This window comes from Geopseudomonas sagittaria (assembly GCF_900115715.1).
In the GTDB taxonomy this organism is placed as follows: Bacteria; Pseudomonadota; Gammaproteobacteria; order Pseudomonadales; family Pseudomonadaceae; genus Geopseudomonas; species Geopseudomonas sagittaria.
This window is the reverse complement of record NZ_FOXM01000004.1, coordinates 330,436-347,443: the sequence shown is the minus strand read 5'-3', so window position 1 is coordinate 347,443 and position 17,008 is coordinate 330,436. Positions and strand designations below refer to the sequence as shown.

19 protein-coding genes and 1 pseudogene are annotated in these 17,008 nt (G+C 59.6%); 8 read left to right on the top strand and 12 right to left on the bottom strand.

Annotated features, from left to right (window positions below; translation table 11 throughout):
• Window positions 1–18 precede the first annotated feature (18 nt).
• The gene (locus BM297_RS07570) at window positions 19–2,100 is read left to right on the top strand and encodes a 3'-5' exonuclease (RefSeq protein ID WP_245768225.1); all 2,082 of its coding nucleotides are present in this window, start codon (window positions 19–21) and stop codon (window positions 2,098–2,100) included.
• Window positions 2,101–2,533: 433 nt separating this feature from the next.
• Here the strand turns inward: BM297_RS07570 and BM297_RS07565 are convergent, their stop codons facing one another.
• The 3 genes from BM297_RS07565 to BM297_RS07555 all read right to left on the bottom strand — a co-directional run bounded on the left by BM297_RS07565 (window position 2,534) and on the right by BM297_RS07555 (window position 5,800).
• Window positions 2,534–3,631 carry a hypothetical protein gene (locus tag BM297_RS07565; RefSeq protein WP_092429843.1) on the bottom strand — a complete coding sequence of 366 codons (1,098 nt, stop codon included), beginning with the start codon at window positions 3,629–3,631 and terminating at the stop codon, window positions 2,534–2,536.
• Between the two features lie 670 nt (window positions 3,632–4,301).
• A complete protein-coding gene (locus BM297_RS07560; RefSeq protein ID WP_092429841.1) occupies window positions 4,302–5,336 on the bottom strand; it encodes a serine/threonine-protein kinase in 1,035 nt (344 codons plus the stop codon).
• Entirely contained in the window at window positions 5,333–5,800 is a 468-nt protein-coding gene (locus tag BM297_RS07555; protein WP_092429839.1) for a hypothetical protein, read from the bottom strand. Before BM297_RS07555 ends, BM297_RS07560 begins: the two co-directional genes overlap by 4 nt.
• A 406-nt stretch (window positions 5,801–6,206) precedes the next feature.
• Between BM297_RS07555 and BM297_RS07550 the strand changes: the two are divergent.
• From BM297_RS07550 to BM297_RS07530, 5 genes and pseudogenes are all read left to right on the top strand, one after another.
• Window positions 6,207–6,598: pseudogene (locus tag BM297_RS07550) on the top strand (transposase); the annotation flags it as partial.
• A 311-nt stretch (window positions 6,599–6,909) separates the two neighbouring features.
• Window positions 6,910–8,058: a tyrosine-type recombinase/integrase gene (locus BM297_RS07545; RefSeq protein WP_092428586.1), complete on the top strand. Its 1,149-nt coding sequence runs from the start codon at window positions 6,910–6,912 to the stop codon at window positions 8,056–8,058.
• A complete protein-coding gene (locus BM297_RS07540) occupies window positions 8,058–9,737 on the top strand; it encodes a hypothetical protein (protein ID WP_092428588.1) in 1,680 nt (559 codons plus the stop codon). The genes BM297_RS07545 and BM297_RS07540 overlap by 1 nt, the downstream gene beginning before the upstream one ends.
• Window positions 9,734–11,608, top strand: coding sequence for a site-specific integrase (locus tag BM297_RS07535; protein ID WP_092428590.1), 1,875 nt, complete (start codon window positions 9,734–9,736; stop codon window positions 11,606–11,608). The genes BM297_RS07540 and BM297_RS07535 overlap by 4 nt, the downstream gene beginning before the upstream one ends.
• On the top strand, window positions 11,605–12,030 hold the full coding sequence (locus BM297_RS07530) for a TetR family transcriptional regulator (protein WP_092428592.1): 426 nt from the start codon (window positions 11,605–11,607) through the stop codon (window positions 12,028–12,030). Before BM297_RS07535 ends, BM297_RS07530 begins: the two co-directional genes overlap by 4 nt.
• Window positions 12,031–12,080: 50 nt before the next feature.
• Here BM297_RS07530 and BM297_RS07525 read toward each other — a convergent pair whose 3' ends face one another.
• The 6 genes from BM297_RS07525 to BM297_RS07500 form a co-directional block, all read right to left on the bottom strand.
• On the bottom strand, window positions 12,081–12,524 hold the full coding sequence (locus BM297_RS07525) for a YqaA family protein (protein ID WP_092428594.1): 444 nt from the start codon (window positions 12,522–12,524) through the stop codon (window positions 12,081–12,083).
• A gap of 16 nt (window positions 12,525–12,540) precedes the next feature.
• The gene (locus BM297_RS07520) at window positions 12,541–12,891 is read right to left on the bottom strand and encodes a DUF3147 family protein (protein ID WP_092428596.1); all 351 of its coding nucleotides are present in this window, start codon (window positions 12,889–12,891) and stop codon (window positions 12,541–12,543) included.
• 168 nt (window positions 12,892–13,059) lie between these two features.
• Window positions 13,060–13,296 (bottom strand): hypothetical protein, encoded by a 237-nt coding sequence (locus BM297_RS07515; RefSeq protein WP_092428598.1) that lies wholly within the window; start codon window positions 13,294–13,296, stop codon window positions 13,060–13,062.
• Between the two features lie 79 nt (window positions 13,297–13,375).
• Window positions 13,376–14,050: a transmembrane anchor protein gene (locus BM297_RS07510; protein ID WP_092428600.1), complete on the bottom strand. Its 675-nt coding sequence runs from the start codon at window positions 14,048–14,050 to the stop codon at window positions 13,376–13,378.
• Window positions 14,051–14,062: 12 nt separating this feature from the next.
• Window positions 14,063–14,797: a HupE/UreJ family protein gene (locus BM297_RS07505; protein ID WP_092428602.1), complete on the bottom strand. Its 735-nt coding sequence runs from the start codon at window positions 14,795–14,797 to the stop codon at window positions 14,063–14,065.
• Window positions 14,798–14,848: 51 nt separating this feature from the next.
• Complete coding sequence (locus BM297_RS07500) at window positions 14,849–15,220, bottom strand: hypothetical protein (protein WP_092428655.1); 372 nt, start codon at window positions 15,218–15,220, stop codon at window positions 14,849–14,851.
• Between the two features lie 112 nt (window positions 15,221–15,332).
• Between BM297_RS07500 and BM297_RS07495 the strand changes: the two genes are divergently transcribed.
• Both BM297_RS07495 and BM297_RS21810 read left to right on the top strand, forming a co-directional pair.
• Window positions 15,333–15,614 carry a metal-sensing transcriptional repressor gene (locus tag BM297_RS07495; protein ID WP_092428604.1) on the top strand — a complete coding sequence of 94 codons (282 nt, stop codon included), beginning with the start codon at window positions 15,333–15,335 and terminating at the stop codon, window positions 15,612–15,614.
• Between the two features lie 383 nt (window positions 15,615–15,997).
• Window positions 15,998–16,174 carry a hypothetical protein gene (locus BM297_RS21810; protein WP_175526617.1) on the top strand — a complete coding sequence of 59 codons (177 nt, stop codon included), beginning with the start codon at window positions 15,998–16,000 and terminating at the stop codon, window positions 16,172–16,174.
• 47 nt (window positions 16,175–16,221) lie between these two features.
• Here the strand turns inward: BM297_RS21810 and BM297_RS07490 are convergent, their stop codons facing one another.
• From BM297_RS07490 to BM297_RS07485, 3 genes are all read right to left on the bottom strand, one after another.
• Complete coding sequence (locus BM297_RS07490) at window positions 16,222–16,407, bottom strand: hypothetical protein (RefSeq protein WP_092429837.1); 186 nt, start codon at window positions 16,405–16,407, stop codon at window positions 16,222–16,224.
• Between the two features lie 102 nt (window positions 16,408–16,509).
• Window positions 16,510–16,680 carry a hypothetical protein gene (locus BM297_RS21805; RefSeq protein ID WP_175526616.1) on the bottom strand — a complete coding sequence of 57 codons (171 nt, stop codon included), beginning with the start codon at window positions 16,678–16,680 and terminating at the stop codon, window positions 16,510–16,512.
• Window positions 16,673–16,858, bottom strand: coding sequence for a hypothetical protein (locus tag BM297_RS07485; RefSeq protein ID WP_092429835.1), 186 nt, complete (start codon window positions 16,856–16,858; stop codon window positions 16,673–16,675). The genes BM297_RS21805 and BM297_RS07485 overlap by 8 nt, the downstream gene beginning before the upstream one ends.
• Between the last annotated feature and the right edge of the window lie 150 nt (window positions 16,859–17,008).

Sequence of the window (17,008 nt, the reverse complement as noted above, 5' to 3'; positions counted from 1 at the left end):
CTGTAGGAGACTAGCAAAATGGGTATGGATTTCCGGATCGCGGACACTTTCACCGATAGCCTGACTCGCTTGACGGGTGAAGAGCAGAAGGCCGTAAAAACGACGGCCTTTGATCTGCAACTCAATCCAGCCAACCCGAGCATGAGCTTCCACAAGCTCGACAAGGCGAAGGACAAGAGTTTCTGGTCGGTGCGAGTCAGTAGTGACATCCGCATCATTGTTCATCGCAGCGATTCGAGTTTGCTGCTGTGCTACGTCGATCATCACGACAAGGCTTACGCCTGGGCCGAACGGAGAAAACTTGAAACGCACCCGAAAACAGGCGCTGCGCAACTGGTCGAAATCCGTGAGACGGTTCAGGAAATTTTGGTGCCGGTGTATGTGCAGCAGAAGTCGGCTGCAGCGCTTCTGTTCTCAGGGGTAACTGACGATGAGCTCCTGAGCTACGGTGTGCCACCAGAGTGGTTGGCGGACGTCAAACTGGCGACCGAAAGCTCTCTGCTGGCCTTGGCGGATCACCTGCCCGCCGAGGCAGCTGAGGCATTGTTGGAACTGGCGACCGGCGGCAAGCCGCGTATCCCGGAAGTCCTCGTAGAACAAAGGAGCCCCTTCGACCACCCGGACGCGCAGCGCCGCTTCCGCGTGATGACAAACGTCGAGGAACTGCAGCGTGCGCTCGACTGCCCTTGGGAAAAATGGGCGGTGTTCCTTCACCCGGAGCAGCGGCAATGGGTCGAGCGCGACTATTCCGGCCCGGCACGTGTTTCCGGTTCTGCCGGTACAGGCAAGACAGTGGTGGCCTTACACCGGGCAGCGGTTTTGGTGCGTGCGCATCCTGAAGCACGCGTATTACTTACAACCTTCTCCAACACCCTGGCGAACGCGCTGCACGCGAAACTGAAATGGTTGCTAAGCAATGAGCCACGTTTGGCCGAGCGCATCGACGTTTACTCGCTTGAGGCGATAGGCCTGCGGCTTTACAGGTCTCGCATCGGACCGGTTTCCGTTGCGAGTCGTGAACAGATCCGTGCTTTGATCGATGTGAGCAGCCAGGCTGTTGGTGGCCATAAATTCAGCGTGCATTTCTTGCTGACCGAATGGGAGCAGGTGGTCGATGCTTGGCAGCTGAAGGGGTGGGAGGCGTATCGCGATGTAGCACGCCTTGGCCGAAAGACCCGCCTCCCGGAGGCGCAACGCAAGGTACTGTGGGGCATCTTTGAGCGCGTGCAGATCGAGTTGAAGGCACTCAACCTGGTCACAATGGCGGAGGTATTTACGACTTTGGCCGCGAAGGTTGCCGAGAGCGACAAGGTGATCTTCGATCACGCCATTGTTGATGAAGCACAGGATATTGGCGTGGCACACCTCAGGTTTCTCGCAGCAATTGGTGGCGGCCGCCCGAATGCGTTGTTCTTCGCTGGCGACCTGGGGCAACGCATCTTCCAGCAGCCATTCTCGTGGAAGTCGTTGGGCGTCGATGTGAGGGGGCGCTCGCGAACCCTGCGTATCAATTACCGTACCTCGCACCAGATTCGATTACAGGCTGACCGTTTGCTTGGTCCGACGGTGACCGATGTGGACGGAATCACTGAAGACCGGAGTGACACGGTTTCGGTTTTCAATGGCCCGCAGCCAACCGTTCAGGTGCTGAAAACCGTCCGCGATGAGATCGAGAGCGTTGCCAACTGGATGAGAGCACGGACTCAGGCTGGTTTTTTGCCCCATGAGTTCGGCGTCTTCGTTCGTTCGACTGCACAGGTGGACCGAGCATCGCAGGCCGTAGCAGCAGCTGGCTTGCCATTCAAGGTATTGGATGAGCATGTTGATATGGAGAGCGGGTACGTATCAATCGGCACTATGCACTTGGCAAAAGGCCTGGAGTTCCGCGCTGTGGTCGTCATGGGCTGTGATGACGAGGTGATCCCGCTACAGGAGCGGATAGAAACAGTGGGCGATGATGCTGACCTGCAAGAGGTGTACGACACTGAGCGCCATCTCTTGTATGTCGCTTGTACGCGCGCACGAGATGAGCTCGTGGTGACAAGCGTGAATCCGGCTTCGGAGTTCCTGGATGATCTACTGATGCCCCGGCAATCATGACCAGACCTAAAGGCAAACTCATCCTCAGCGGCACCTCCAGGACACCTCTAAAAACTACCTGCGTTGTCATCGCTGCGTTGAAAACAGGCTCAAAATGCTCATTTACAACACGTAAACTGCGCTTTTTCGCCTGTTTTCGCCTTGCGCTGACTGCCTCGCCTACGTTTCTAGAGGTCCCCTCCAAGGGCTTGAGCTTCAGAAGCCAACCGGCGAGCAGAGCATTGAGGCGTGTCTTGAGGATGAAAACTGGCAGCGAAGACCTAAATGGATCGGTAACAGCCTCTCGTGGCTGGTAGGAGTCGACCCGAAGCTGCCGTTCGGGGCCGGTAGGAACCGACCTAGAGCGGCCACTTACATCGTTCAACTGATGGGCTGCTTCAGGACCAAAAGCCAAATTCGATCAACCTTGATCGAACCGTCGGAAAACGGCTGATCAGTTGATCGTGATAAGTCGCAGGACGAGATCGGCGGGTTGGTACTCCAAGGCCACAACCACCCGCTCAGGATGACCGCCGGCTCGGGGGAACTCTAGCAGGATGTTGAATTTGCTGATCCGGTGAGTCGACTTTTCCACCCACTCCAAGTTGTACAGATAGTTCATCCGCAGCTTGCTGCGGATTGCCGCCTCAAGCTCAGCCTTAGTCAGCTCGGACAAACCGGCCTTCTGTAATTTCCCCAGCTTGATTGCCTGCAAGTATTGGTGGAACTTGGCGTCCTCGATGACGACGGCGAACTCCGCCAGTGGTGCGACGACGGATGACATCGCCCTCACCGCTATCTCTAGGTCATCGTCGGACTCATTGAGCAGCATATGCTCGGGTTTGTAAGCGAGAAAAGTGTTGAAGTACATCGACTGGATGCTTTTGAGCCGGAATCCCTGCGCAACGTAGTCGTGCAGGTGCAGGTTATGATCCTCCGTGTTCGGCCGATCGTCTTCGTGCCCCATGATGACAGTGTTACCTTGCTTGATCACAAAGTTCATCAAGTACATCGAGGCGAAGGTCTTGGCCAAACTCGCGTAAGTGCACGGCAGGTAGCCTATGTAGGCCTTGTGGCTTCGCAACTTGGCGTCGATGTTCGCAATAGCCCCTTCGGAAAGGTTGTTCACATAGAGGACGAAGCAGAAGCTGGGGTGGCTGAAGTTAAGGCCTTTCGCGCTCACCACGGCGGGGCCTAGCAGCTTGCGCGCGATCTCGTCACACGAGTCGATGAGTTCCCCGCCCAGGATGCTGTGGGTCGTCTTGGCATCCAGCACGTCAAAGAGCACCTCGGTGCATTCCAATCCCGGTATGCCCCCGCTGACGCAGCGCTCCTCGTCAAAGAGAAAAGCCGCCTCGTGTTTCGTTGGCTGCGGGGTCAGCGCGGTCCTGAGCGACGCGTAGTCGATGCCCTTGGCTCGAAGGATGTCTAAGAAATCTCGATGAAATCGCTGGATTTCGACAAAGGTGCGTCTATCGCTGAAGGCAAAGTGCTTGCGCAATACGGGAAGCAGCAGGTTGCCGCGTGCGTTCAAGGTGTGGATGGCGGGCATGGGGTAAGCACACACGATTCACTGCGCACCGTCAAGGCTTACGGCAGAAGGCGTCAACGCCATGATGGCAACAGCGTCAGTCTTCGTCAGATTCGCGCGCCTCACAGCTCTCACCTCAGTGATCAGTGCTTTCAGGCAGCCACTTCACCGGTACCTCTCATTGCTGCTGCAGGTTGAGAAGCAGTGTGTCAGGCGTTCTTGGGGAGGGACTGTATCCGCTCACAGCTGTCATTCGTACAACAAAGCGGAACGGCCGCTTCGGGTCGACAGCTGCCTCTGGAATCGAGCGGCTAGAGATCGCCTATATCGAAGGCATCGGCCGAGCTGTAGCTCGCTGCGCAGAGCAGCATGACTGCACAAGAACATCGTCCGAAAAAACGATTTGCGTCAGGGCCGTTTGGGAAGGAATTTCAAAGCCTTTCGCCAGGCCCAAGGCTGAGTGCTTTAGGCGAACATTCAGGGGGATCAGCTGATAAGCCCTCCGCACCGCGCTTGCAGAGGGCTCTAGAAGGGTCAGCGGCTATGGTAGATGATTTTCGAGTCACCTATGAGATCGTCCACGCTCACCAGCGGAACGGACGAGCGAATACGACCAGAGCTGGTCTGGCTGCGTCCTGTGGAGATCTGGGATCTGGTCAGATACCCATCACCACCCTTTTTGTCTGTCGGCTTACCAGTCTGATGACATGAGGATTTCATGGATCCGCTCCGGGGTCAGGTTGGCGCCGCAGAGATTGGCTTTCCTGCGAAACGCTCCGCCAGCCGTCTTCTTCTGGGCCGTGCACTGGCCATTATGGACCACCTCCACCAAAAGAGTCGTTCCGTCCGACGAAATACTTTCCCAGCGCTGTACATTACCGGCTATAGAAAAGCGCCAATCCAGGCCTACATCTTCGATTGACGACAGATCATTCAATAGATCAATTACTGATTGATAGCGTCTGTTGGGATCGAATTTCAAGCATTTCTTGATGATGGTCTTGAGCTTTTTCGGAACATGCAGAGGCAACTGCGACAAATCTGGGTAGGTTTCTTTGCGCTGAGCAACGGCCAATTCAGCCCCATTTTCGAATCCATGCCATTGATTCTCAAGGGAATCCAAGCCAGCCAGCAAGCGGTACAGAGTCAAGCCGACCTGGTAGATGTCTGCACTGTTGTTGAAGTCACGGGTGTGAGCACTCTCAGGCGGTAGATGGTAGCGGTAGGTCGCCTCAGGCGTAGCGAACCCATCCTCATCCATGTTTTTGGCGAAGCCGAAGTCTGACAGAAGGGCCTCATCACTGTCGGAGATCAGGATGTTGTCAGGCTTGATGTCGAAGTGGAGCAGCCCTTTGGAGTGGATGTTGTTCAGCCCGCTCAGGAAATGGATCGAGTAGCGAATGAGCTGCCTGCAGGTCAGCTCCTGTGCTTCAGCGACCTGGTGCAGCGATCCGTTTCGGTAGTAGGGCATGGCCATGTAGATATGCTGCGCGTCCTTGCAGGCGTACAAGACCTGCACCACATTCGGATGCGTGCTTCTGTAGAGCAACTGAGCCTCAAGCAGGTACTCCTCTTCATTGAAGCCATCAGTCTTGACCTGCTTCACCACGAGCTCGGCATCCAAGTGCTCGTCATGGACGACATACACCTCAGAGTTCTCACCATTCTCGCCTACACGCTCTTTCCTCTGGAACGAAACCTGGGCCGTCTGGTATGGAATGATCATTTGACGGCTCCTACGGCTCCTACGGCTACGAGGATGGCTTCTCGAACAGCCTGTGCCTTCCCTTCCGGCCAGCCTCTCACGTCCTCAAGCTCAGACTCGCACTTCACGATCGAAGTGAACTGGGCAGAGGTGATGCCTAGCCGTGCACTGATGCTTGTCTTTCGTCCCACGAAATAGTTTTTGATGCTGCTGCTTGCGAACGATTCCATGAAGACGGCCTCTAGGTATAACCGGTCGGCGTCTTGGTTCTGCGAGTTGCCCTCTGCGACTCGAATTCCCGCCGCGTCGACTTGGTACTCCCGGATGATGTCGAGAATGCTGTGTCGAGCGAACTTGAGCTGCTCTGGCTTGTTCAAGATCTGAGGAATGATCAAGGACTCAACATTCAAAATTTTCTTGGTTTCATCGTCGTAGATGACGAATGTCGCCTTTTTTGGCTCAGCGCGGATACCAAGTGATCGCATTGCGTTCCCTGCGAGTAGTGTCGGTTTCTGAAAAAATCTCTGGGCGCACACTAGCATTAGATTGCCAGCTATCACCATACCCCAAGGTAGCCCTCCGGCTCAGCAATGCCGGGCTCTGTGAGCCGACCTCAACGTATGGTCACGCTTCACGGATATCCTGTTGCTTAGGGCGCCTCGACACAGATCGGCTGCTGCACTAACCCGTACGGCCAGTTGTTGCGTGAAGGTGCGATGAATGGGTGACGGTCACGCCCGGCCCATGGGCACCAGCTGATGACGTTCGACGCTGGATTGTGTCCCGGGAAGTGGTGTAACTGAGAGCCGCCAGAAATGCCGTCAGGCGTGAGAGGGGACGGCCACCGTGGTTTCCGGCTAGGTTGAGTTTGCCGACCTAACCATCACCACGATGACCAAGCACACTATCGCACTGGATGAGCTCGCCGAGAAAGGCCCGGATGCCGACCTGCTCAGGCACATGATCCAGTTCGTCGCCCAACGCTTGATGGAGCTAGATGTCGAGCCGCGCTGCGGTGCCGGCTACGCCGTCAAGAGCGAGGATCGCAGCAACAGCCGCAATGGCTACCGGGATCGCCTGTGGCAGACCCGTGCCGGCGACGTCGAACGCGCATTCCCAAGCTGCGTCAGGGCAGCTATTTCCCGCCCTTCCTGGAGCCCCGGCGTACCGCCGAGAAGGCACTGGCTGCGGTGATCCAGGAGGCCTACGCGCAGGGCGTCTCGACCCGCTCGGTCGATGAGCTGGTGCAGGCCATGGGCATGAGCGGCATCTCCAAGAGTCAGGCCGACGGTTCGGTGGAGTGGGTGCCTTGGGGCCGGCGCAAGGAGCGGGAGGGGCATCTGCCGGCGACCGGCTGGGCGCGGGTGGACTCGATCAGCGCGGGAAAATGGGCGCGCTTCCACCCTCGGGAGGTGTGGATCGTGGTGGAGCGCTTCATGGTCTGGAGCGTTGTAATCGTTACATTCCCGCTATGTTCGAAGCACGCCCTTACGAACTCATAGTCCTGAGGATGTGCTGAGGGGCAGTTAATGGCCCTAACTCTGTGAGAGCAGACAAAGGGATTGGGTGTCTGGTCAGTGCAGGGGAATTGCAGATGGAGCTTGTTTGGGCTACTGAGGATTTTGTGATCGCAGGGCAACCCTATCCGGGGTTCCCGATTCTGCTTTGGGACTCGATGGAAAGCTGCGGCCCGGCCAACCTGTTCCTTCGTCACTACCTATTGCGTGGCCACATTGGCTCAAAGCGATCCTGGCCCAGCACAGGTCGAGCGCTGTACGACTTTTTCAGCTTCCTCCAGGCCCATGAGCTGGACTGGCGCGACGTTGATCGTGGTGAGGCCAAGAGCCTTGTGGCGGCCTATCGGGACTACTGCCTGGTGGCGTGCGAACTGGCACCGAACACCACTCGCCAGCGCCTGCATTACATCTGCAAGTTCTACGAGTTCGCGCTGAGCCAGGGGTGGGTGCAGCGCCCGCCCTTCGCCTATGAAGAACGCAGCGTGAAGTGCGAAACAGGCGTCCTTGCCCATGTCGATGCCAGTGGTGGCAAGGCCATGGCAAACGATGTGATGCCGCGTAGCCACAAGGCCCTGCCCAAGTTCCTGAGTATGGCCGAGATCAAGGCGCTCCTCGCCGCAGCGGAGAACCCCCATCACCGGATTATGATGCGCCTGGCACTGCATACGGGTCTGCGCCGCGAGGAAATCGCCGCCTTCCCGCTGGCCTATGTCTTCGACCCGGATAGGGCGAGAAGAACCGAACGGAACCTCCGCATTCAGCTCGATCCGTTCGACGGCAGCGGCATGGTGACCAAGGGCAGCAAACCGCGAGATATTTATGTCAGCCGCCAGCTCATGGCCGAACTCTACCGCTATGTGTCGAAGGTGCGCGGCGAGCGTGCTTCGCTGAGCAAGACGCCACAAAGGGCGCTGTGCCTCAACCGGTTCGGGGAGCCCTATGGCGAGGACGGCAAGAGCCTCAACCGGATCATCCGCGACGCCGGCAAGCGGGCCGGAATCAAGGCCCATGCGCACAAGCTCCGGCATACCTATGCCACCCATACCTTGGTCAGCCTTCAGCGCAACCCTTCGAGCGGGCTGGAGCCCCTGGTGTTCGTTCAGCGGCAACTCGGCCACAGCTCGATTCAGACGACCATGGCTTACCTGCATCTGGTCAACGAAATGGCCGACGAGGCGGTGCTGGCCTATGACGACGAGTTGAACGCACTGGCGGGCGCGGCCTGATGGGCAAGCGCAAGGTATTTGCCAAGACCGACCTCGATGTCCCGCAAGTCGAGCACAGCCGCGACGCGACAGGCAATGTCGTCATTCTGCCCGAGGCCATCCCTCCGACGAACACCACGGTCAAATTCGGGCGGAACGCTTCTAGCGCACGGAGCTTTGACTTTGCCCGCTGGTACGGTGCCGGCATCGCCCCCATCACCTACGCCTGCCAGCGCCAGATCGAGCGCTTCCTCGCCGGCCAGGAGGGCGCCGTCGCGGCCAGCACCGTGGCTAACTACTGCAACAATGGGCTGCGCAATTTCCTCGACTTTTGCGTGCTGCGGGCGCCGGCTTTTGGCCGTGATCTGGCCCTGGCCGATGTGAACCGGGACCTGATCGACGGCTATCTCTGCCATATGGCAAGGCAGGGCGTGGCGACTACCTCTCAGAAGACCCAGTACACGCAGACCAAGTCCGTGCTGCACGCCTTGGGGCGGCGTGGGCTGATCCCGCTGGTTGCCTCCGGCGATGAGGCCACCTTCCCGCGCAGCCCCTTCCCGAACAGCAACCGGAAGTACAAGGGCGAAACGGCGCTGTCCAACCGCGAGCGGCAAGCGCTCACGGTGGCGCTGCGCCAGGCAATCAAGCCGATTTGGGCCGACGACGCGCCTGTGACCGGCAAATTGCTGGCCTTCGCCCTGCTGGTCGTGGCGCTGCACACCGGACGCAATACCACGGCGCTGCTGGAAATGGGCCGCGACTGCCTGCGCCGACACCCCAAGGACAACACCGTGTTCCTGGTGCTGTGGAAGCGGCGCGGTTACAACACCAGCAAGGTGGCGCTGCGCGCCGAGTCGGACGCCGAGCGCCTGCTGGAGTCCACGCCGAGCGTGAGAACCAACGTGGAGCGCCTGATCCGCCGCGTGATGGCCCTGACCGAGCCCCTGGGGGCAGAAGCCCCGGAAGACCTCAAGGGCCGCGTGTGGCTGTATCGCACTCGCCAAGGTAAGGGGGTCGGTCAAGTCACGGCGTTGAGCGAGAAAATGTTGGCTAGGGCGACAGATCGCCTCGTGGCCGAGCATCGTCTGACCGGCAGCGACGGACAGTCGCTGCGCATCAACGTCTCGCGTCTGCGCAAGACCTTCGCCAACCGCATCTTCGAGCTGAGCGATGGCGACCTGGCGGTCACCGCCGTGGCCCTCGGCAATAGCCCGCAGGTGGCCGACCGCAACTACCTGGCGCCCAACGCGAATGTCCGCCGCAACTGGCAGTTCATGGGCGAGGTACTGGTGCAGGAGTTGCTGACTCGAACCATCGGTGCGACCTACAGGGACACTCCCATGGGCCGCTGCGCCGACCCGGTGAACGGCCAGTACGCCCCGAAGCGCGAGGGCGCGATTTGCATGAACTTCATGAACTGCCTGCGCTGCAAGCACTACGCGGTGACCGCCGAGGATCTGCACAAGTTGTTCAGCTTCTACTTCCGCGTGCTGGCCGAGCGCTCGCTCATGGACAAGCGGCGCTGGGTGCAGGAGTACGCCCACATCCCCCGCTTGATCGACCACTACATCGTTGCCGAGGGGCTGCGGCGCGGCACCTTCAAGGCGACTGCCGTGAATGCAGCCCGCGAGCGCGCCCGCACCCAGTCGCACCCGTTCTGGTCGGTTGATCTGATCGTCAGCCTGGAGGTCTTTGCATGAGAGGCAACACTCTGGCAGCGCTTCCCTGGGCAACCCTTACCGCCCAGCCGGTCGATGTGCGAGGGCTTCCCGGATACGAACGCGACGCGCTGATCATCAACGCCATTCAGGTCGATGTGCAGTGGGTAATACGTAGCCGATACGGCGACGACACCTGGCAGCTCGACGGCTTCACCAGCAACATGGCCGCAAGCCAGAAGCGGCTGAACTTCAGCTCCGTCCCTCCGGCGTTTCGGGCGGTGATGAGGGCGATGTTGTACCGCTACCTGCGGCGTGGGCGTCAAGGGGCAGGTCAGCCTAAAGGCATGGTGGTGCGCCAATGTTTCTCTGCTGCAAAACCATTCCTACGTCACCTGGAGGCGCTCAAGCTCGACCACCTGGGCACGGTGACGCCTATGGTCTGCGCAACCTATGTGGCCGCCTGCAAGGCGCACCGGCAGACTAGCCGATCCGTGGGCAAGCCGCTGTCGCAGAATGCGCTGGAGAAACGTTTCAGCGCCGTCGAAGCGCTGTATGAACTCAGCCAGTACACCGACGACCCGATGCCACAGCATCCCTGGCCCGAGACTTCCGCGAAGGCGATGGCGGGACTTACCGGCGACGTCCGGGGCGGCAAGACACCGCTGATCCCCGATGATGTGTTCTGCACCCTGTTCGAGCGGGCCGACCAGCAGGTCGAGCGCGGCAAGCCACTGCTTGATCTGCGCGACGCGCTGGATGCCCTCGCGGCGCAGCGTAAGGGGCATAGTGAAGGTGTCATTAGGGCCAAGAACCGTCACTTGGATGCCCATGGTTGGGAGGGCGGTCTGAGGGCATTCAACATGGCGCTGAACGACCTGCGCACGGCCTGCTACATCGTTCTGGCCAGCACCTCCGGCTGCCGCAATCATGAGCTGGCCAACGTGCAGTCCGGCGCGCACCATCGCACCCAGGACGATGACGGCAACGTCTTCCACTGGATGCGCTCACGGTCGGACAAGACCGATGCAGGCGTGCATGACTGGATGATCCCTAAGGCGGCAGTGCGTGCCCTGCGCTTGATGGAGCGCTGGGCCGCACCCTATCAGGCCATAATCGCCGCCGAGATCGTGCAGCGGCGCTGGACCAACCCGCATGATCCGCAGATCGCCGAGGCGCAGAAGCACCGCCATGCGCTCTTTCTCGGCGTGAGTTCGGGAGAGGTGCGTACGCTCTCGAATGGCACTTGGGGCTCCAACCTCAGGGCATTCGCCAAGGATTGCGGGCTGAGCTGGAATCTTGCCAGCCATCAGTTCCGTCGCAAGTTCGCCAACTACGCTGCGCACAGCCGCTTCGGCGACCTGCGCTACCTGAAGGAGCACTACGCCCACTGGTCGATGGACATGACCTTAGGCTATGCGATGGACGAGGGCTGGGGTCAGCACTTCGATATCGAGCTATACGCCGACATCCAGGCCGAACTGGAGGACATTAAGCTCGGCGTCGTCGAGACGTGGCAGGGCGACGAGCTCCTTTCCGGTGGCTATGGTCGTGCCCTCAAGCGCTGGCAGCGCGAACCGGAGAACTTGCTGATCTTCAAGGATCGCGCCTCGATGCTGACATCTATTGCCGAGAGTAGCGCGATCCGCAGCAACGGCCATGCTTGGTGCACTGCTGACAGCGATGGCTGTGTGGGCAACACGCTTGAGCGCACCCGCTGCGGCGATTGCGACAATGCCGTAATCGGGCGCGGCCATGCGGCCATCTACCAGCGGCTCTACACCGACCTCAAAGAGTTGCTGGACTGCCTGGACATTGGCGAGGGTGGTCGCCAGCGCGTCCTGCGCGATCTTCAGCGCAGCCGTGAGGTACTCATGCAGCTTGGCATCGATCCGGAGACACGAATCGCATGAAGAGCAAGGACAAGACAGCCAAGTACAAGCCCGCCGAGGATCGTGAGAAGGATTTGAAGCTGGCTCTATACCGCATCCAGCGGGGGCGTTCACATAGCGGGGAAACCAAGGTCAGTATCGCCGCTGTAGCCCGCGAGGCGGGCGTTTCGACGGCGCTGATACACAACCACTACCAGAGCATCGCCGAAGTAATCCGCGAGGTTCAGGGGCGCTCTAGCCGCGCCATGCGCGATGTGAAGCATCAGGACTTGATTGCCGAGCGCAAGAAATCGCAAGCGTACCGACAGGAGATCAAGGAACTGAGCGCCAAGGTCGCCCGTCTGGCCTCGATTAACGAGGTTCTGCTGGACGAGAACGGGGTGCTGAAGGCCAAATTGAACAACCGTAGCGTGGTCGATCTAGCCTCCAAGAAGCCCCAGTAATAGGTATGCCCTCGCCAAGCCAAGCCAAGCCAAGCCAAGCTTCGCTCGACTCATAGCCACTGCAACCCACCCAGGGTGAGTCCTGTCAGAACCAAATAGCGCCCAGCCTTGGCCACGGTAACGATGGCGAGAAAGCTCCAGAAAGGCTCTTTCATCACGCCCGCCATCACAGTCAGTGGATCACCGATGACTGGAACCCAGCTAAGCAACAGAGACCAGCGCCCGTATCGGTGGTACCCGGCTTGGGCCTTAGCCAGCTTTTCCGGACTCACGGGAAACCAGCGTCGATAACGCCAGTGCTCAATGCAGGTGCCCAGCCACCAGTTGACGGCTGAGCCGAGCACATTCCCGAGGGTCGCGATGACCAGCAACTCTGCAACGGAATACTCGGCCTGAAGCAGCAGGCCAACCAGTACGGCTTCGGATTGCAGAGGCAACAACGTCGCTGCGCCGAAAGCCGAGAGGAACAGCCCGGCAAATGCCATCAATTCCATTCAACAGTCGGCCAGATCACAGTAGCTCAATGCCGAAGCGCCGCACCGCAAGCGCGAACAGCCCGAAGCAAACGACCGTGATGACCACGCAGGCCAGCAGCGTCAGCCAGAAACCCAGGCGCGGCAGCAGCGCCGGGAAGGCCAGGAACATCGGCAGAGTCGGCAGCACGTACCAGAAGGTGTACCAGGCATGGTTGGCGATCTTTTCCGGCGATTGCTTTTCCACATAGAGCCAGATCAGCGTCAGTACCGTGATCATCGGCAGGGCAGCGATCAGTCCGCCAAGCCTGTCGCTGCGCTTGGCGATTTCCGATACCAGCACCACCACGGCGGCGGTCAGTGCGTATTTGGTGATGATCCAGGTCATGGATGCCCCCCAGGGGTCAGGCCTCAATGGCGGTAGCGCGATTGCGCTGGAGTTTTCCCGCTCTCCTTCGGACGGGCCAGCCCTTGCGAGCTGGCCGTCGCCGGATAGCTGACCAGAGACCCTTGGCACTTTCAGGTATCTCGTTGTCCGCTATCCGGTGGTTTTCAGTTAGTCGTGCGAATGACCATGGCTGTGGCCATGACCGTAGTCGGTGCCGTTGCCTTGGTTCTGGCTGCTCGATTGGACTTCCTTGGCGTCCTTGATCTCTGTTGCTTCCTTGGTTTCGACGGCTACGTTGGACGCTTTGCCTTCAATGGCTTGTTCGCTTTCAGCCGCGTAGGCCGAAAGAGGGCCCAGCAGGCAGGTCATCAGCAGGGCGCGGCCCAGGGTAGTGGTGGTTTTCATTGGGTAGTCCTCAATCATTGAATTCATGGTGGGGGTGAAGCAGATGCCCTCCCACCGCGTGGAGGGAGGGGCGGAGCTCTTACATCATTCGTTTGAAGCTCAGGTATTCACCGGTGGTCTTCAGGGTGATGGTCACGTCCTGATTGCTGCGGTTGCGCCAGAACCAGCCGTGAGTACCGTCAAAGATGGCGCTGAACTCGCCCTTGTCGCCTTTCACCTGCTTGCCTTTGCTGTAGCTGTGGAAATAGCCGTTGGGGCCGTTGTAGGGCTCGCCGTGGGTGTCGTGATTGACCGGCACGCCGTTGGTTGACCACTCATAGCTGACCGTTGCCTTGTCGAGCATTTCCAGCTTGACCTCGCTGGCCTCACCCGGCTTCAGGGTCAGCGTCAGCTCGTCGGATTTCAGCGTTGGTTTGGCTTCTGCAACCGGCTGTGCAACTGGCTCTGCCACGGCTACCGCCACGACCGGCTGTTGAGGGGCTGGCTGCACCGGGGGCTGAGTCTGTGCCGGGGCGGTCGCGACCGGTTGTGCGGCCTCCGCCGCCGCCGCTTCCTGCGCCAGGGTTGCCTTCAGCTCACCCATTTGCGTCAGGCCGAGGGCACGACCGACGCCAGTGGGGTCGAGAGCGTATTCCGAAGGCATGACCACGGTGACCAGCAGGACGCCGGCGGTGATCAGGGCGATGACGGTGGAGCGCAGCAGCTGGGCGGTGCTGGGCAGGTCGTTGGTATCAGGACGTTGATTATTGAACATGAAGAAAATTCCTTACTGGGACACGATCAGGCCGGTGAGCTGGTAACCCATCAACAGGAAACCGGCGCTCATCATGGCGACGTTGGCGGTGTAGGCGTGGCGCCAGAAGCCGGCGGTGCGCCGCCAGTAGCCCATGGCGATCAGGATGGCGCTCAGGGCCAGCAGCTGGCCGATCTCGACGCCGACGTTGAAGGCGATCAGGTTGGGGATCAGGCCGTCAGCGGCGATCTGGTAATCGAGGATCTTGGTGGCCAGGCCGAAACCGTGGATCAGGCCGAACACCAGGGTGGCCGTCCGCGTATCCGGCTGGTAGCCGAACCAGCGCTGGAAGGCCCCCAGGTTGTCGAGCGCCTTGTACACCACCGAGAAGCCGATGATGGCGTCGATCACATAGGCGCTGACGCTGATCTCCATCAGCACGCCGAGCAGCAAGGTGACCGAGTGGCCGACCGCGAACAGGGTGACGTACAGGCCGACGTCCTTGAGACGGTAGAGGAAGAAGATCACCCCGAACAAGAACAGCAGGTGATCGTAGCCGGTGATCATGTGCTTGGCGCCCATGTAGATGAACGGCAGCAGCATCACCCCCGAGCTTTCCTGGATGAAGCCCTTGTCACCTTCGGCCACGCCATGGGCGAGGGCTTCGGGGGCGGCCATGAACAGCAGGGCGCTGAGCAGCGGCAGCAGTAACGAACGGCGCAGGCGCGCGACAAGCGCACCTACCCCGCACAGGGATTGCGAATGCATGGATAAGTCCTAAGTTGCAGTGGTCTTGGGCCGCCGTGGAGGCGACCGACGTCAGAGCACGAAACTCGGACGGGGCGGGCGCTCGATCAGAAAGACCGGGCTAGCGGGCAGGAAATGGCGAGGTGCGACCAGCGTTTGGCTGCGCTCAGCCAATGTGTGCACCTTGATCAGCGAGGTAGGGTATGGCGTTTCGTGCAGATGGTCGGCACTCAGCGGGGAGTGTTCATGCTGCAACTGGCACAGGACGCAAGCACCGACTTGCTCATCGCCAGCGTATTCATGCTGGTGGTGGTGATGGTCGGTTGGCTCGAACGCAGGATGAGACGAGTTGGTCAGCCAGGCAGCCGCGTGCCCGCCCCATGCCACGACCATGGCCAGGAGCAGCGCAAACACCAGCTTGATCTTGAGGGTTTGGCTGAACATATCAATCTCGGAACGCCTGGGGGCTAGCATGCGGGCCATTAAGCGGCTTTGAAGCATCCTCCCCCAGGGGATAGGATGCAAGCCTAGATCATACGGACAGCGGGCTCAAGTCATGCATGAAGATCATCACCACCATGAGAGTCACGGCGACATCATCAAACGGCTCAAGCGCGCCGAGGGCCACCTGCGCAGTGTCATCGCCATGATCGAGGAAGGGCGCTCCTGCGTGGATGTCGCCCAGCAACTGCATGCGGTGGAAAAAGCCGTGTGCCAGGCCAAGCGCACCCTGATCCAGGATCACATCGACCACTGCCTGGAGCACGCCTTGAATGGCATCGCGAACGTTGGACATGTTTCGCTGGACGAGTTCAAACAGATCACCCGGTATTTGTAGACCGGGTCATCCTGAGTCTCGGCAAGCGAGCTGAAAATAGTACAAGAGCGGGGGAAGCCTACTGCCATGGTACGAGCTACAGGCAAAAGGATGAGCTTCCCCCGCCAGGGCTTCTTGCTGAGTATCCGAGTGGTGTTGGACGTACTGTACTCGGAAGGTCCTGTACCGGGGGTAGAGGGGCCATGGGGGCCCTGTGCAAGGGCTGTCAAGGATGCGCCGTGGAGAGCGCTGTGCCAAATGGCCCCTGATGCCTAGCAGAACGCTAGCGATCCAGATCACCGATGGCCGCATCGAAGGCGAAAAACGCGAAAAAGTTAAAATCAGTAAGTCATTGATTTTTAAAGGACAAACTAAATTTAACAGTTAGCAAGGCTCCAGAATTCATGGAGAAGGACCCTGCCGGCGTCTCGCACTGGTTCGACCTGGAAGAGGGCCAGGCCATCGAGGGGTTGTTGGTGGCCGCCGGGGAGGAGCGGCGGGTCTACGTGGTGACCTCGTTGCCGCCGCCGGGATACGAGTCCATCCTTGGCCGCTGGCCACTTGTTCGACTCGCTGAATGACTTCTTGCCTGGCTGAGTCACCTTCCGTTGGTCCATGCGGAATTTAGTTAATGATCTCGATGGGATCTGCCAGGTGGCATCGGGTAGTGCTTGGCTTCGTACATCTCGATCAGCGACGCCAGAGCATCCAGCTCATTGCCCTCGGGTGTACCGATCTCGGCTCCCCACAGCTGCTCCATACGGGCAAGGGCTGCCGCTAGGTCTTCCTCAGAACGAATCGACTTGATGTTCATTGCCCTGTCTCAGCATCGATCTGGTCGTACTGGCCATATTGGCGATGGCGTCCGTGTATGGCCGCTCACCAAAAGTGGGGTCCAGCTTGGATCGCCAGAGCATCAACGAAAGCGGGCCCGCATGGTCTCTAGGGATAGCAGCTCGGAAGCGTGGACGGTGGCTATACGATCACACGCAACACGCTCGATACGGAGATCCTCCAGCTCGTCGAGGAGCGCCTGGTAGGCCTCGGCGCTAAGGGTGACGGCTTTTTGCTTGAACTGGTCAGGCATGGCTGCACTCCCTGTTGGCTCCCGCGAGGCGACCTGCAGGCTCCATCGTTTTGCCATGGGCAAGAGCTGCTTTTATGACGTGGCGTTGGTTGGCTGAAACACCGCAGCCCAACCGTAGGGCCTCTTCCGTGAATTTCGCGATCATGGCGTGCTTGTCAGAGACTTTCTTGTGCTTCATGCCTGCCTCATCCGGGTTGTGTCCCGAGATGTTAAGTGCCACTGAGTGATTACAGCCCCTCAAACTCAATGTGGTGTCATTGCCGGCTCAATTTCCCAGGTGCTGGCGATGGTAACTTGGAGGCCTCGCCGTCCTCCGCTTCGGGCGGAT

Excerpts from the sequence above, each read along its gene's own strand:
- BM297_RS21805 (WP_175526616.1), bottom strand. The coding sequence starts at position 16,680 with ATGCCTGACCAGTTCAAGCAAAAAGCCGTCACCCTTAGCGCCGAGGCC.
- BM297_RS07515 (WP_092428598.1), bottom strand. The coding sequence starts at position 13,296 with ATGAAAACCACCACTACCCTGGGCCGCGCCCTGCTGATGACCTGCCTG.
- BM297_RS07510 (WP_092428600.1), bottom strand. The coding sequence starts at position 14,050 with ATGTTCAATAATCAACGTCCTGATACCAACGACCTGCCCAGCACCGCC.
- BM297_RS07535 (WP_092428590.1), top strand. The coding sequence starts at position 9,734 with ATGAGAGGCAACACTCTGGCAGCGCTTCCCTGGGCAACCCTTACCGCC.
- BM297_RS21810 (WP_175526617.1), top strand. The coding sequence starts at position 15,998 with ATGGAGAAGGACCCTGCCGGCGTCTCGCACTGGTTCGACCTGGAAGAG.
- BM297_RS07490 (WP_092429837.1), bottom strand. The coding sequence starts at position 16,407 with ATGAACATCAAGTCGATTCGTTCTGAGGAAGACCTAGCGGCAGCCCTT.
- BM297_RS07505 (WP_092428602.1), bottom strand. The coding sequence starts at position 14,797 with ATGCATTCGCAATCCCTGTGCGGGGTAGGTGCGCTTGTCGCGCGCCTG.
- BM297_RS07545 (WP_092428586.1), top strand. The coding sequence starts at position 6,910 with ATGGAGCTTGTTTGGGCTACTGAGGATTTTGTGATCGCAGGGCAACCC.
- BM297_RS07520 (WP_092428596.1), bottom strand. The coding sequence starts at position 12,891 with ATGACCTGGATCATCACCAAATACGCACTGACCGCCGCCGTGGTGGTG.
- BM297_RS07525 (WP_092428594.1), bottom strand. The coding sequence starts at position 12,524 with ATGGAATTGATGGCATTTGCCGGGCTGTTCCTCTCGGCTTTCGGCGCA.
- BM297_RS07500 (WP_092428655.1), bottom strand. The coding sequence starts at position 15,220 with ATGTTCAGCCAAACCCTCAAGATCAAGCTGGTGTTTGCGCTGCTCCTG.
- BM297_RS07495 (WP_092428604.1), top strand. The coding sequence starts at position 15,333 with ATGCATGAAGATCATCACCACCATGAGAGTCACGGCGACATCATCAAA.
- BM297_RS07570 (WP_245768225.1), top strand. The coding sequence starts at position 19 with ATGGGTATGGATTTCCGGATCGCGGACACTTTCACCGATAGCCTGACT.
- BM297_RS07560 (WP_092429841.1), bottom strand. The coding sequence starts at position 5,336 with ATGATCATTCCATACCAGACGGCCCAGGTTTCGTTCCAGAGGAAAGAG.
- BM297_RS07565 (WP_092429843.1), bottom strand. The coding sequence starts at position 3,631 with ATGCCCGCCATCCACACCTTGAACGCACGCGGCAACCTGCTGCTTCCC.
- BM297_RS07540 (WP_092428588.1), top strand. The coding sequence starts at position 8,058 with ATGGGCAAGCGCAAGGTATTTGCCAAGACCGACCTCGATGTCCCGCAA.
- BM297_RS07555 (WP_092429839.1), bottom strand. The coding sequence starts at position 5,800 with ATGCGATCACTTGGTATCCGCGCTGAGCCAAAAAAGGCGACATTCGTC.
- BM297_RS07530 (WP_092428592.1), top strand. The coding sequence starts at position 11,605 with ATGAAGAGCAAGGACAAGACAGCCAAGTACAAGCCCGCCGAGGATCGT.
- BM297_RS07485 (WP_092429835.1), bottom strand. The coding sequence starts at position 16,858 with ATGAAGCACAAGAAAGTCTCTGACAAGCACGCCATGATCGCGAAATTC.